At 35.1% G+C, this 13,524-nt stretch carries 14 protein-coding genes; 12 read left to right on the top strand and 2 right to left on the bottom strand.

Annotated elements, in window-relative coordinates; genetic code table 11:
- Positions 1 to 6: 6 nt before the first annotated feature.
- The 10 genes from BFS35_RS04145 to BFS35_RS04105 all read left to right on the top strand — a co-directional run bounded on the left by BFS35_RS04145 (position 7) and on the right by BFS35_RS04105 (position 9,918).
- On the top strand, positions 7 to 1,056 hold the full coding sequence (locus BFS35_RS04145; RefSeq protein WP_099577567.1) for a PTS sugar transporter subunit IIC: 1,050 nt from the start codon (positions 7 to 9) through the stop codon (positions 1,054 to 1,056).
- A gap of 11 nt (positions 1,057 to 1,067) precedes the next feature.
- Positions 1,068 to 1,964 carry a phosphate acyltransferase gene (locus tag BFS35_RS04140; protein ID WP_099577569.1) on the top strand — a complete coding sequence of 299 codons (897 nt, stop codon included), beginning with the start codon at positions 1,068 to 1,070 and terminating at the stop codon, positions 1,962 to 1,964.
- 10 nt (positions 1,965 to 1,974) lie between these two features.
- Positions 1,975 to 3,036: a butyrate kinase gene (buk, locus tag BFS35_RS04135; RefSeq protein WP_099577571.1), complete on the top strand. Its 1,062-nt coding sequence runs from the start codon at positions 1,975 to 1,977 to the stop codon at positions 3,034 to 3,036.
- Between the two features lie 167 nt (positions 3,037 to 3,203).
- Positions 3,204 to 3,554, top strand: a complete 351-nt coding sequence (locus BFS35_RS13940) for a phosphate acetyl/acyltransferase (RefSeq protein WP_205757141.1) — start codon at positions 3,204 to 3,206, stop codon at positions 3,552 to 3,554.
- Positions 3,548 to 4,030, top strand: a complete 483-nt coding sequence (locus tag BFS35_RS13935) for a phosphate acyltransferase (protein WP_205757140.1) — start codon at positions 3,548 to 3,550, stop codon at positions 4,028 to 4,030. Before BFS35_RS13940 ends, BFS35_RS13935 begins: the two co-directional genes overlap by 7 nt.
- Positions 4,031 to 4,041: 11 nt before the next feature.
- Positions 4,042 to 5,106 (top strand): butyrate kinase, encoded by a 1,065-nt coding sequence (buk, locus tag BFS35_RS04125; RefSeq protein ID WP_099577573.1) that lies wholly within the window; start codon positions 4,042 to 4,044, stop codon positions 5,104 to 5,106.
- Between the two features lie 17 nt (positions 5,107 to 5,123).
- Positions 5,124 to 6,533, top strand: coding sequence for a dihydrolipoyl dehydrogenase (gene lpdA, locus BFS35_RS04120; RefSeq protein WP_099577574.1), 1,410 nt, complete (start codon positions 5,124 to 5,126; stop codon positions 6,531 to 6,533).
- Between the two features lie 21 nt (positions 6,534 to 6,554).
- Positions 6,555 to 7,544: a thiamine pyrophosphate-dependent dehydrogenase E1 component subunit alpha gene (locus BFS35_RS04115; protein ID WP_099577575.1), complete on the top strand. Its 990-nt coding sequence runs from the start codon at positions 6,555 to 6,557 to the stop codon at positions 7,542 to 7,544.
- A gap of 16 nt (positions 7,545 to 7,560) precedes the next feature.
- Positions 7,561 to 8,547: an alpha-ketoacid dehydrogenase subunit beta gene (locus BFS35_RS04110; RefSeq protein ID WP_099577577.1), complete on the top strand. Its 987-nt coding sequence runs from the start codon at positions 7,561 to 7,563 to the stop codon at positions 8,545 to 8,547.
- 18 nt (positions 8,548 to 8,565) lie between these two features.
- Positions 8,566 to 9,918: a dihydrolipoamide acetyltransferase family protein gene (locus BFS35_RS04105; RefSeq protein WP_099577579.1), complete on the top strand. Its 1,353-nt coding sequence runs from the start codon at positions 8,566 to 8,568 to the stop codon at positions 9,916 to 9,918.
- A 30-nt stretch (positions 9,919 to 9,948) separates the two neighbouring features.
- Here BFS35_RS04105 and BFS35_RS04100 read toward each other — a convergent pair whose 3' ends face one another.
- Together BFS35_RS04100 and BFS35_RS04095 are read right to left on the bottom strand one after the other, a co-directional pair.
- The gene (locus tag BFS35_RS04100) at positions 9,949 to 10,812 is read right to left on the bottom strand and encodes a LysR family transcriptional regulator (RefSeq protein ID WP_275068220.1); all 864 of its coding nucleotides are present in this window, start codon (positions 10,810 to 10,812) and stop codon (positions 9,949 to 9,951) included.
- A 30-nt stretch (positions 10,813 to 10,842) separates the two neighbouring features.
- Positions 10,843 to 12,525: an Rqc2 family fibronectin-binding protein gene (locus BFS35_RS04095; RefSeq protein ID WP_099577583.1), complete on the bottom strand. Its 1,683-nt coding sequence runs from the start codon at positions 12,523 to 12,525 to the stop codon at positions 10,843 to 10,845.
- Between the two features lie 167 nt (positions 12,526 to 12,692).
- Here BFS35_RS04095 and gmk point away from each other — a divergent pair, with 167 nt between their 5' ends.
- Positions 12,693 to 13,313, top strand: a complete 621-nt coding sequence (gene gmk, locus BFS35_RS04090; RefSeq protein WP_099577585.1) for a guanylate kinase — start codon at positions 12,693 to 12,695, stop codon at positions 13,311 to 13,313.
- On the top strand, positions 13,314 to 13,520 hold the full coding sequence (gene rpoZ, locus BFS35_RS04085) for a DNA-directed RNA polymerase subunit omega (protein WP_099577587.1): 207 nt from the start codon (positions 13,314 to 13,316) through the stop codon (positions 13,518 to 13,520).
- The last annotated feature ends 4 nt before the right edge of the window (positions 13,521 to 13,524 follow it).

Genomic DNA, 13,524 nt, shown 5'->3' with positions numbered 1-13,524 from the left:
ATCGATATGGAAAAATTATCGGCAAAACAATTTACAATGAACGTATTAAATGGACTAGCAATCGGGGCGGTAATTGTCCTGATTCCTGGCGCATTACTTGGAGAATTAATTAAAGCGTTATTACCTAGCATGCCATTTTTAGCACCTGTATTAGGCGCATTATCAATGTCAAATGCAATGATGGGATTAGTCGTTGGTATGATGGTAGGAATGAACTTTAAGTTCAATCCAATTCAATCAGCATCACTTGGACTTGCAACAATGTTTGCTTCTGGTGCTGTCCAATTTGGTGAACAAGGAGCAATGTCATTAAAAGGTACTGGTGATGTTATTAATATGGGTATAACTGCTGCTTTAGGTGCAGGACTTATTTTACTCATAGGTAACTCTTTAAAAGCTTATACAATTTTAGTTATTCCTGCTTTAATATTATCTGTTATTGGATTTATTGGTCGTTTATTATTACCACACGTGATGCAAATTACAGCATTAATTGGTAAAGGTGTTGCCTCACTATTACATTTACAACCGATTGTTATGTGTATTTTACTTGCAATTATTTTCGGTGTATTAATTGTTTCACCGATTACAACGGTAGGTATCGCACTTGCAATTTCACTTGCTGGCGTTGGATCAGGTGCAGCAAACGTTGGTATTTGTGCAACAGGATTTGGGTTTGCAATTTTAGGGTGGTCAGTTAACACGCGTGGAACAAGTTTAGCACATTTTATAGGATCGCCTAAAATGTCTATGGCCAATGTTGCTAAGAAACCAATTATATTACTTCCGATTATTTGTTCGGCAGCTTGTTGTGGATTAATCGCAGCGATATTAAATATCGTAGGTACTCCTATGAGCGCTGGATTTGGATTTAGTGGACTTGTTGGTCCGATTAATTATCTTAATTTAGCAGAAGGCGGCTGGAACTTTATTAATTTTATGAAGACACTTATTGCCTTTATAATAGCTCCGGTTGGTTTTGGTTTCTTATTTAAATATGTATTTACTAAATTAGTACCAATAGTAAAAGTTGAAGATTATTATTTAGATATTTAAGGAGTGAAAAGATGACTTTAATGCAATCAATGAAAGACATTATTCAGAACAAATCAAATGATAAACAGTTTAACCTTGTTGCTGTTAAAGCAGCAAATGATGAAGTCATGTCGTGTATTAAAATGATGCTCGATGCAGAAATAGGTAAAGCGATTCTGATTGATGATGAAAGCACATTAAAACCACTCATCACGTCTTATGGTTTCACTGATGATCAAGTAGAAATCGTGAATATTGCAGATGACTCATTAGCTGCAGAAGAAGCGGTAGCACTCGTTAGAGCAGGTCGTGCAAACGGTATTCTTAAAGGACATATTAGCACAGGTAAATTATTAAAGGCAGTCGTAAATAAAGAAAAAGGCATTGTAAAAAGTCCTTTATTATCACACGTGGCAGCATTGCATGTACCTAAATTAAATAAAATTATTGGTATTACGGACGGTGGTATGATTCTTACACCGAACAAAGATGAAATGAATGTAATTATTGATCATGCTGTTGAAGTATTCCATAAGCTGGGTGTCTCAACACCAAAAGTTGCATTATTATCAGCAGCTGAAACATTAATTCCAAAGCTTTCTTCATCAGTGATTCAAGATGAAATCGCAAAACAAAATAACCGTACAAATTGCATTATTGAAGGACCACTATCAGCGGATTTAAGCTTAAGTCCTGAAAATGCCAAAGATAAACATTATCCAGGGCAAATTCAAGGTGATGCTGATATTATCGTTGTACCTGATATTGTTACTGGAAACAGTTTATCAAAAAGTATGTTGATGTTTGGTGGGGCACAAATGGCTGGATTAATTATCGGTGCACAAGTACCGATCATATTAACATCAAGAAGTTCATCAGCAGCTGAAAAATTTGCATCAATTCTACTAGCACAAATTGTTGATGCATAAGGAGGACATTATGAAGAAAATAATCGTTGTTAATCCGGGTGCAACATCAACAAAAGTTGCGTATTTTAATGATAAAGAAATGGTTTGGAGACATGAAATTACTTATGATAACGCAGTGATTGATCAATATGAAAAAGTTTTTGATCAGTTTGACTTACGTTATAAAGATATCCATGATTTATTAGTAGAAAAAGATATTGAATCAATTGATGTTGCAGTAGGTCGCGGTGGATTAATCGGTCCAGTTGCACCTGGTGCGATGATTGTAGACGAAAAATTAATTGATAAACTAAAAAACAATCCAATGTTAGAACATGCATCGAATTTAGGTTGTGCATTAGCAGATCGCATTGTTAAAGATTTTGGTGTTGATAACGCAAACGCTTATGTATATGACCCAGTAACTGTAGATTCAATGAGTGAAGTTGCTCGTATTACAGGTCTAAAAGAAGTGAAACGTTCAAGTGTAGGCCATCACTTAAATATGCGTGCTGTAGCGATTCGTGCAAGTGAAGATTTAGGGAAGTCATATAAAGATACAAACGTTATCGTTGTTCATTTAGGTGGTGGTGCATCAGCAAGTGCCCACCAATATGGACAAGTGGTAGACTTTGTATCTGATGATGAAATAATGTTCTCAGCTGAACGCAGCGGTGGATTACCAATTAAAATGATGATGCCTTTACTTAAGTCAATGTCTTTAGATGAATTTAACAAAAAAGTACGTAAAGAAGCAGGACTTCAAGCGCATTGTGGTACAAAAGATTTACGTGAAATTGAAGATCGTATTAATAATGGTGATCAATATGCGAAACTTGTTATTGAAGCGATGGCATTAGGCGTTGCAAAATGTATAGCAAGTTTAGCAGCAACACTTGAAGGACAAGTAGATTGTATTTCAGTTACAGGTGGAATGGTTCATTATCCATTTTTACGTGAAGAAATTGAACGTCGCGTATCATTTATCGCACCTTTTAAACCATATCCTGGTGAATTTGAATTACAAGCATTAGCATATGGTGGATTACGCGTCATTAACGACGAAGAAGAAGTGAATTATTATACTAAATAAACTAAATAGATGCAATAAAAAGAGTAAATTGAGTAAAATCAATTTACTCTTTTTTTAATTTTTGAACAATTTTCGACATTCATTATATTTCTATTTTTTATTGTTGTAAGAAAAGTATATAATATAAATGAAAGCGTTTACATATATATTGCGAGGAGGCATTAAAAATGATTAGTGTAGCAATACCAGGTGGGTCACGTAAAGAAATATTAGCAGTCGTGAAACAAGCTAAAGCAATTTATAAAGATGATGTAAAGTTCTTAGTATTTGATGAAGAACAAAATATTGATGTAAATGACTTATGGGAATATAGGCCATGCACTTCAGAGGAAGATAGTGTAAAAAATGCGGTACAAAGTATTGTTGATGGACATGCACAAGTATTAATGAAAGGAATGGTTCAGACAAGAACGATGCTTAAAGAAGTATTAGTTAAAGAAAATGGATTGCGCGATAAAAATGTATTATCGCATGTTGCGCTCGTTAATTTGCCTCAATATGAGCGCAATATTTGCTAACTGATGCAGCGATGAATATTGCACCGACAACGGAGCAATTGATTCAAATTGTGGAGAATGCAATTCAAGTTGCGCATCGTACTGGGATTAGTCAACCCAAAATTGCGTTACTTAGCAGTGCTGAGAAATATAATCCAAAAATGCCATCATCAGTGTTAGCAAAAGAAGTGATGGATCATTTTACTGACCGTAACGACGCTATCATTTATGGACCAATCTCTTTAGATCTTGCAATTTCTGAAGAAGCTGCTGAGCATAAAAGATTTGATGCACCAATTAAAGGAGATGCTGATATTTTAATCGTTCCAACCATAGATGTCGGTAATACATTATATAAGGCATTTACAATAATTGGGGATGCCGTTATTGGGGGCGTTATTGTCGGTGCAAAAATTCCAATAGTATTAACAAGTCGAAGTGATGATAATGAAAGTAAATTATTTGCATTAGATTTTGCAATACAACAAGTTCGATAGGAGGGTTTTTATTGGGATATGTATTAGTAATCAATCCAGGATCAACATCAAGCAAAATCGCACTCTTTAAAGATGGAGGGCTAATAAATGAAAAGTCAATACGCTATACAAATGAAGAATTATCAATATATGAATCAATATTTGACCAGAAAGATTTCAGAAAATCACGTATTGATGACTTCTTAGCTGAAAATGGTATCACGAAAAACGACTTAATTGCAGTTGTAGGCCGAGGAGGGTTAATGAAAGCTGTCGAAGGTGGTACATACATCGTAAATGACACAATGGTGAAAGATTTATCAGAAGGTAAATATGGTATGCATGCGTCAAACTTAGGTGCAGTACTCGCAAAAGAAGTAGCTGATGAAATTGGTATAAAAGCATACATTGTTGATCCTGTTATTATCGATGAGATGCAAGATATTGCACGTATCAGCGGTCTAAAAGGAATAGAGCGCAGAAGTGTATTTCATGCTTTAAATCAAAAGTCAGTCGCAAGAAAAGTTGCAGAACAGAAAAATAAACAATATGGTGAAGTTAATTTAATTGTTGCACACCTCGGTGGCGGTATATCAATCGGTGCACACGAAAAAGGTAAAGTGATTGACGTGATCAATGGAATTGATGGTGAAGGACCGTATTCTCCAGAACGAACTGGCACGTTACCTTTAATTGATTTTGCTCAATTAATTATTAATGAGAAATTAAATATTGAGCAAGTAAAGAAGATTCTTGCAGGTCATGGAGGCATTCAATCATATTTAAATGATATCGATATGATCAATGTAGAAAATCGTGCTTTAGCAGGTGAAGCAGAATATAAAAAATATTTAGACGGCATGTGCTATCAAATTGCAAAAGGTATCGGCGAAATGTCAGTTGTGTTAAAAGGTAACGTAGATTATATCGTGCTAACGGGTGGTATCAGTTATTCTGAATACGTCGTACAATCCGTCAAAGAACACGTACAATTTATTTCAGAAGTTGTGGTAATGCCTGGTGAAGAAGAAATGCGTGCTTTATATGAAGGGACAAAGCGTGTATTAGATGGCATTGAAGCAGCAAAAATTTATTAATAAAAGGAGCGTATCACATGATTGAAACAGATTTACTCATCCTAGGCGGTGGGACTGGTGGTTACGTTGCTGCGATACATGCAGCAAAAAAAGGAATGAATGTCATTATTGTAGAAAAAGATAAAATGGGAGGGACATGTTTACATCGCGGATGTATTCCTACGAAAGCACTACTAAGAAGCGCTGAAATATATGACACAATGAAAGCAGCAGATAGTTACGGAATTGAAACAGAAGGTAACATGGCGGTGAACTTCCTAAAAGTTCAGCAACGTAAAGCGGAAATTATTGAACAGCTTCATCAAGGTGTTGAAGGATTATGTAAAAAGAATAAAATTCAAATCATTCGTGGCGAAGGTGCAATACTTGGTCCATCTATTTTCTCGCCAGTATCAGGTGCAGTTGCAGTGACATTTAAAGATAGTGATGAAGAAGAAGTCATTATTGTTCCGAAAAAGGTAATAATCGCAACTGGATCATCACCACGTACATTACCAGGTGTAACGATTGATGAACAATATGTATTATCTTCTAACGGTATGTTAGAGCTTGAATCTTTACCAGAGCGTATCGCAATTATCGGTGGTGGTGTTATTGGTGTTGAGTGGGCATCATTACTCAATAGTTTTGGCGTTGATGTAACGATAATCGAATATGCTGATCGCCTTGTGATTAACGAAAGTAAAGCAGTGTCAAAAGCATTAGAAAAGTCATTTAAAAATCGTGGTATCAAAATCATTACTAACGCTGCAGTTGCTTCAACTGAAGTAAATGGTGAACAAGTAACTGTAAAAGTAAAAGATATGGATGATCAGACATTTGATAAAGTAATGGTAGCAGTTGGTCGAGCTCCAAATGTTAATGGAATAGGATTACAAAATACATCAGTTAAGTTTGATGATAAAGGTATTGAAGTAAATGAATATTATCAAACAACTGAAAGCCACATTTATGCAATTGGTGACTGCATCAATACTTTACAACTGGCGCATGTTGCATCAAAAGAAGGTGAACTTGCAGTTGATCACATCTGTAATGAAGCAGTTGAAACGCTTAACTATACAAACGTACCAAAATGTACGTACACGAGCCCTGAAATTGCAAGTGTTGGTTACAATGCGTCAAATGTTCCGGAAGGCATGAAAGTCAAAGTAGGGAAATTTAACTTTGCAGGTAACGGTAAAGCATTAATTCATGGTCATGCTGAAGGTTTTATAGAAGTGATTCGTGACGAAGCTACTGATGATTTAGTTGGTGTGTCAATTATCGGACCAAATGCAACAGACTTAATTGCAGAAGCAAGTACATCGATTTATTTAAATGCAACACCATTAGAACTAGGTCAGGCAGTTCATGCACATCCAACGATGGCTGAAACGTTAATGGAAGCAGCACTTGATACTTACGGACTAGCGATACACAAATAATATAAGAAAGTAGGGAAAGTAATGAAACAACTAAAAGAAACAGGGTTATCAAAAGAGCAATTAATCGAAGCATTTACTCATGTACTTAGAGGACGTAGATTGGATGAACGTTTATGGCAGCTTACACGTATCGGAAAAACATCATTTAACATTTCAGGTCAAGGTGCTGAAGTAGCACAAGTTGCCATGGCTTTAGCATTTGATTCAAGCAAAGACTACTTCCTACCCTATTATCGAGATATGACTGCTTGTTTAACATGGGGGATGAGTTCTAAAGATGTATTGCTCGGTTCATTTGGTAAAGAAGCGGACCCATCATCTCATGGACGTCAAATGCCAAACCATTATGGTTCTAAAAAACACAATATCGTATCGCACTCTTCACCGGTATCAACACAAATGAACGTTGCAACAGGTGTAGGATATGCATCATTACTTGAAAATGATGGATCAGTTGCTTTAACTACAACAGGAGAAGGTTCATTTAACCAAGGTGAAGTTGCAGAAGCGATGAACTTTGCAGGTGTTAAGAAATTACCAATTATATTCGTTGTTGAGAATAACCAATGGGCAATTTCAGTAGGAGTAAAAGAACAATATGCCAATGAAAAAATGTCAGACCGAGCACATGGTTATGGCTTTGAAGGAAAAACGGTTGACGGCAGTGATTTCACTGATGTGTTCTTAACATTTAAACAATACGTTGAAAAAGCAAGAAATGGTGAAGGCCCAGCATTAGTAGAATTAATGGTTTCGCGTATGACTTCACACTCTTCTGATGATGATCAAACGATTTATCGCTCTAAAGAAGAACTAGAAGAAATGAAACACCATGATGCACTTGCAACATTCCAAAAACAATTAATTGATGAAGGTTATTTAATGCAAGATGAAATTGATGAAATTGAGAAAAAATTAAAAGATGAAATAAATCAAGCAACAGATGAAGCAGAAGCAATGCCAGATCCTGATCCAAATGAATTATTAGATGAAGTTTGGGCTAAAAACTAAAGAGGAGCGATAAATTATGACAATGATGACATATTTAGAAGCAATTAATAAAGGAATTGCTGAAGAAATGGAAAGAGACGAAAAAGTTGTAATTTTTGGTGAAGATGTCGGTGGAGATAAAGGTGGTGTATTTGGCGTAACGAAAGGTCTTGCTGCTAAATATGGTGATCACCGCGTGTTTAATACACCTCTGACTGAAGGATTGATCGGGGGTCTTGCGGTTGGATTAGGTGTTAGAGGATACCGCGCAATAGGGGAATTCCAATTTGCAGACTATATTTTACCAGCTGTCAATGAAATTATGTCTGAAGCAGCTCGAATGCGTTACCGTACAAAAGGTGACTGGACAACACCAATTGTTTATCGTACCCCATACGGTGGAGGCGTTCGTGGTGGATTTTATCACTCTCAAACAACAGATAAGATTTTCGTAGGTCAACCTGGTTTACGTGTAGTTACACCTTCTTCAGTATATGATGCTAAAGGTTTAATTAAAGCAGCGATACGAAGTGATGATCCGGTTCTATTTTATGAGCATAAACGTTTATATCGTTTACTGAAAGAAGATTTACCTGAAGAAGATTACATTGTACCTTTAGATAAAGCCAATGTTGTAAAAGAAGGTGACGATGTTACTGTCATCGCATACGGTATGGCACTACAAATGGTAATCAAAGCAGCTGAAAAGTTAGAAAAAGAAGGAATCAGTGTTAATGTAGTTGATGTACGTTCACTTTACCCGTTAGACAAAGAAACTTTAGTAGAAGCAGCAAAGAAGACAGGTAAAGTATTACTTGTTACAGAAGATAACAAAGAACAAAGTGTCATGAGTGAAATTGCGGCAATCATTGCTGAAGAAGCATTATTTGATCTAGATGCACCAATTGGTAGACTTGCAGGACCAGACTCACCTTTAATGCCTTATGCATTGCCATTAGAACGTGCATTTTTAATTAATGAAGATAAAGTTTATGCTGCAGTTAAAGAATTAGCCGAATTTTAATAATAGGGGGATTAATTGATGGGAATTAAAAAAATCTTATTACCGGGCTTAGGAGAAAGTGTTACTGAAGCTTCAATTACAAATTGGTTAGTAAAAGAAGGTGACACAGTTGAGCGTTATCAACCAATCGCAGAAGCAGTGTCTGATAAAGTAACAACGGAAATACCATCTGATTTTAGCGGTGTCGTTAAATCATTTTTAATAGATTTAGATGTAGATGTCCCAATTCATACACCGATCATGGAAATTGAAGTTGAAGGTGAAGGCGATTCAACAAGTACTAGTGACATTCAAGAAGAAAGTGCGGCTCTACAAGAAGAAACAACTGCAGCGCCTGTAAAGAGTGCAGGGGATGCCATCGTGAATACTTCTGAAATGCCATCTGACGAAGTAAATACGAAACCTGAAAAAATCGTATCAGAAAAAGGTGCACGATTCTCACCAGCAGTATTAAAAATTGCGGGAGAACGTGGTATTGATTTATCACAAGTTAAAGGAACAGGTAAAGGTGGACGTATTACGCGTAAAGATGTATTAAACTTTAAACCTGAATCAGTTAAACAAGAACCAGCAGCGATGCATGACATGGTCGCTTCACAAGTATCTGAAGCACCAGTTCAAAGCGCGCCTGAAGTTAAATCAGCACCTAAAACAGAAAGTATCAGTAATTCTCAAGATACAATTGTTAAACCTGATGGTGTACGTAAAGCTATCGCAAAACGTATGGTACAAAGTGTAAATGAAATCCCACATGCATGGTTAATGGTTGAAGCGGATGTGACTGAACTTGTGAAATTAAGAAACAAATACAAAGATGACTTCAAACGTAATGAAGGTATTTCATTATCATTCTATCCATTCTTTATTAAAGCGGTTGTTCAAGCTTTGAAGAAACATCCTAAATTTAACGCATCTTGGGTTGATAATGTCATCACATATCATAAAGATATCAACATCAGTGTCGCTGTTGCGACGGATGAGCATTTATTTGTACCCGTTATTCGCAATGCAGATCAATACTCTGTTATGGGCATTGCGAAAGAAGTGAAACGATTAGCAGATGCTGCCCGTCAAGGTAATTTAAGCAATGAAGATATGCAGGGTGGTACGATGACCGTTAACAACACAGGATCATTCGGCTCAATCATGAGTCAAGGTATCATTAATTATCCTCAAGCGGCGATATTACAAATTGAAAGTATTAATAAACGCCTTGTACCAACTGAAGATGGAGGATTTAAAGCTGCAGATATGATTAATTTATGTTTATCGATTGATCATAGAATATTAGATGGATTACAAGCAGGACGATTCTTAAAAGATGTGAAAGAGAACTTAAGCCATTTTACAAAAGAATCAGATATATATTAAATAAGGAACAGCAATCGCTGTTTCTTATTTTTAATTTGATTTAATGAGTTTAATAAAATCAGTTACAGATTCACTGCATATGGTGTTTTTCTTAAGCGAAATGCCAATAGGATAGTGATTATTTTTATCAGCCAAAGGAATCCAAACAAGTGATTTTAATTTACTAAAATGTTCGTACTCCGTTGGTAATAATGATACAGAATTTAGATTGGTCAAGCTATGTGTTAACACTTCCCAATCATTATTGATAAAAACAATATTAGGTTCGAATCCAAGTGATCTAGTACGCTCTGTCACAAGTTTGCCAAGCATAAAATCTTCTGTTAACGTACTAAAAGAAGCATCCTTCAAATCGGAAAAACTGATGGTATTACGACTAGCTAAAGGATGCGATTGATCCATAACAACACTGACATTATATCCATGTGTCGTCGTATTAAGTGGCTCCATTATGATGTCATCATGGATTTGAGGAAATGAGTTCAGTCCGACATCAATTTTACCTTCAGCTAGCATTTGTTGAATTTTTCGAGAACCACCTTGTGTAAAATGTATATCGACATTAGGATGCGTCGCAATAAACGTCGATATTTCTTTCATAAATTGAATAGCAAAGAGTGCTGTAAGTCCAACACGAATTGTTTCCTTTTGCTTATCTTGCGTTTGATGTAGTTCTTCGATTAATTCGTCGAAATCTTTCACAATTTTTTTACCTTTGTTATAAAGAATTTCTCCCGTCTTTGTAAGATGGAATTGTTTATCATTATGAATGAACAATGAAGTATTCAACTCAGCTTCTAATTTTTTAATGGATTGAGAAAGTGTTGGTTGCGTAATAAATAAACTTTTAGCAGCATATGAAAATTTTAGTTGTCTGCAACTGCAATAAAATATTTTAATTGTCGAATATCCATAATTTACTCCTTATTCATTGTTGGCGAGCTGATAATTATTTTTTAACTTTTCAATATATGATTTTTCCGGTGTAACAACAACAGTAGATTGATCTGTATACGTTACAAAACCAGGTTTAGCTCCGGTTGGCTTATAGACATATTTAATTTCAGTATAATCTACTGGAATTTTAGACGAGCCTTGTGCTTTAGAGAAATAACCTGCTAGCATTGCGGCATCTTCAATTGTTCCATCTGTTGGGTTACTATCTAAGATAACGACATGACTGCCCGGTATATCTTTCGTATGGAACCAAAGATAATTGTTTCGCCCAAGTTTGTGTGTAATATATTCATTTTGAAGATTATTACGCCCTACGACCATCTTTTGATTATCTCTAGATAAATAATGATCGATACTTTGTGTGTTATTTTTCTTCTTATTCGTTTGTTTATGCTTTTTCTTTATTAAATTTTGTTCTGCAAGCTCGTTACGAATATCATCAATATCATTTAATTCAATATGATTCAGCTGCATTTGAATGGTTTGAATATATTCGATTTCAGATTTAGTTTCATCAATTTGAGCAGCAGCATGTTGCTTACGTGTTTTTAAACGATTATATTGTTTGTAATAAAATTGTGCATTTTCTGCAGGCGTTTTTCTTGGATTCATTGGAATCGTAACAGTTTCATTATTATAATAATTAATTGTTTCAAATGATGCCATTCCTTGCTTTAACTGATACATATTACTTGTTATCAGTTCACCAAATAAATTCATTTCTTCCATACGACTCGTTTCTTCTAATTCATGAATGAGCTTTGCTAATTTTTTCTCGTTCTTTGCAAGTAAATTCGATAAATGACGTGATAAGTCATTCGTTTGATTTCTAACACGTTCTCGTTTTGCACGATCTTTGTAAAAATCATCAAGTAATGCGCTTAATGTATCGTATTGCGTCATTTGGGTGGCATTTGCGACAGGTTTAAAATAGAAATCTTCTTTATCGTTTAAAGTAAAAGCAACAGGTGATATTTTATCCTGAGCCATAAATTGTTGGAAATTCTCATCTAAATCATTTCCAATTGCGAGCATGTCATTGATGGCAATTGGACTAAATCCCTCTAGGGCATTTAATAGTGCTTTGTTAAGCTTTAATTCCGGATCAATGATGTGACTAATCTTATTTAATTCAAATGGATTGTATTTCTTTATTGTCGGTGGATACTCATACATAAATCCTGGCATTAACGTTCTAGCACTATTTGTGTTCGGTGTTAAATGTTTTAAGCTATCAAGAATTTTTCTGTTTTCATCTGTAAGGATGATGTTGCTATGTTTACCCATTATTTCAATGTAGAGATGTCGTACGATACGATCACCGATTTCATTTGTATTATTGATGATAATTTCAATAATGCGGTCATTTCCAATTTGATTGATGGAATGAACAATACCACCTTCGATATGTTTACGTAATACTCTTAGAAACATTGGTGGTTCAAAAGGATTATCAAACGTGTTATCTGTCAGTTGAATACGCGCAAAATTTGGATGTGCTGATAATAGAAGTTTCTGATTTTTTCTATTCGCACGGATGACGAGTACTACTGTATAATCATCAGGTTGTGTAATTTTATTAATACGTGCTGTTTCTAAAAATGATATTTCTTTAATCATTTGATGTGTAAATAATCCATCAAAAGCCATATGCTCACCTCTTTTTTTCGTCCCTTTAGTGTATCATGAATTCATTCATCATCATATATAAGTGCACATTAATAATAGAAAACCTATCTGCTTAATATTATCATGTATTTTTCTTAAGATTTATGATAAATTTAAATATAATCACTTTTAGATGAAAGGTCGTTATTATGGAGAAAGAAAAAGGGTTATTAATTGTTCTATCAGGTCCATCAGGTGTTGGTAAAGGTACAGTGCGTAAAGCAATATTTGATGATCCGGAAACTGATTTTGAGTATTCAATTTCTATGACTACACGCAACCAACGCGTTGGAGAGGTTGATGGCGTAGATTACTTCTTTAAATCAAAAGAAGAATTTGAAGCATTGATAAAAGATGATGCATTTATAGAATATGCAGAATATGTTGGTAATTATTACGGAACACCTGTACAATATGTTAGGGATACGATGGATGCAGGTAAAGATGTATTTTTAGAAATAGAAGTGCAGGGTGCACGTCAAGTACGTAAGAAATTTCCTGAAGCTTTATTTATCTTTTTGGCACCACCTACTTTAGAACATTTAGAACAGCGTTTAATCGGTCGTGGTACTGAATCGCAGGAAGTGATACAAAACCGTATTAATGAAGCGCGTAAAGAAGTAGAAATGATGAATTTATATGATTATGTTGTCATCAATGATGAAGTAATGGAAGCGAAACAAAAGGTGCAGACCATCGTAGAAGCAGAACACTTAAAACGTGAACGCATAGAAGCGCGTTTTAGAAAAATGATATTGGAGGCAAAATAGATGTTAAATCCACCGTTAGATCAGTTGAAGAAAAATGTAAATTCTAAATACTTAATCGTAACACTTGCAGCTAAACGTGCACGTGAATTACAGGATAATCCAGAAGGTGCTTTATTAGATGATTACATCTCATATAAACCAGTTGGACGTTCTTTAGAAGAAATCGCAGCGCATAAAATTAGAATTACGAATGAATTACCAAATTAAAACT

The sequence above is a fragment of the Macrococcoides goetzii genome, from assembly GCF_002742385.2.
Classification (GTDB): Bacteria; Bacillota; Bacilli; order Staphylococcales; family Staphylococcaceae; genus Macrococcoides; species Macrococcoides goetzii.
The sequence above is the reverse complement of the archived record's forward strand: the minus strand, read 5'-3'. Positions and strand labels throughout refer to the sequence as shown.

Coding starts and splice junctions, on each gene's coding strand:
- BFS35_RS04105 (WP_099577579.1), top strand. CDS start 8,566: ATGGGAATTAAAAAAATCTTATTACCGGGCTTAGGAGAAAGTGTTACT.
- gmk (WP_099577585.1), top strand. CDS start 12,693: ATGGAGAAAGAAAAAGGGTTATTAATTGTTCTATCAGGTCCATCAGGT.
- BFS35_RS04115 (WP_099577575.1), top strand. CDS start 6,555: ATGAAACAACTAAAAGAAACAGGGTTATCAAAAGAGCAATTAATCGAA.
- BFS35_RS13940 (WP_205757141.1), top strand. CDS start 3,204: ATGATTAGTGTAGCAATACCAGGTGGGTCACGTAAAGAAATATTAGCA.
- rpoZ (WP_099577587.1), top strand. CDS start 13,314: ATGTTAAATCCACCGTTAGATCAGTTGAAGAAAAATGTAAATTCTAAA.
- BFS35_RS04140 (WP_099577569.1), top strand. CDS start 1,068: ATGACTTTAATGCAATCAATGAAAGACATTATTCAGAACAAATCAAAT.
- lpdA (WP_099577574.1), top strand. CDS start 5,124: ATGATTGAAACAGATTTACTCATCCTAGGCGGTGGGACTGGTGGTTAC.
- BFS35_RS04095 (WP_099577583.1), bottom strand. CDS start 12,525: ATGGCTTTTGATGGATTATTTACACATCAAATGATTAAAGAAATATCA.
- buk (WP_099577571.1), top strand. CDS start 1,975: ATGAAGAAAATAATCGTTGTTAATCCGGGTGCAACATCAACAAAAGTT.
- BFS35_RS04145 (WP_099577567.1), top strand. CDS start 7: ATGGAAAAATTATCGGCAAAACAATTTACAATGAACGTATTAAATGGA.
- BFS35_RS04110 (WP_099577577.1), top strand. CDS start 7,561: ATGACAATGATGACATATTTAGAAGCAATTAATAAAGGAATTGCTGAA.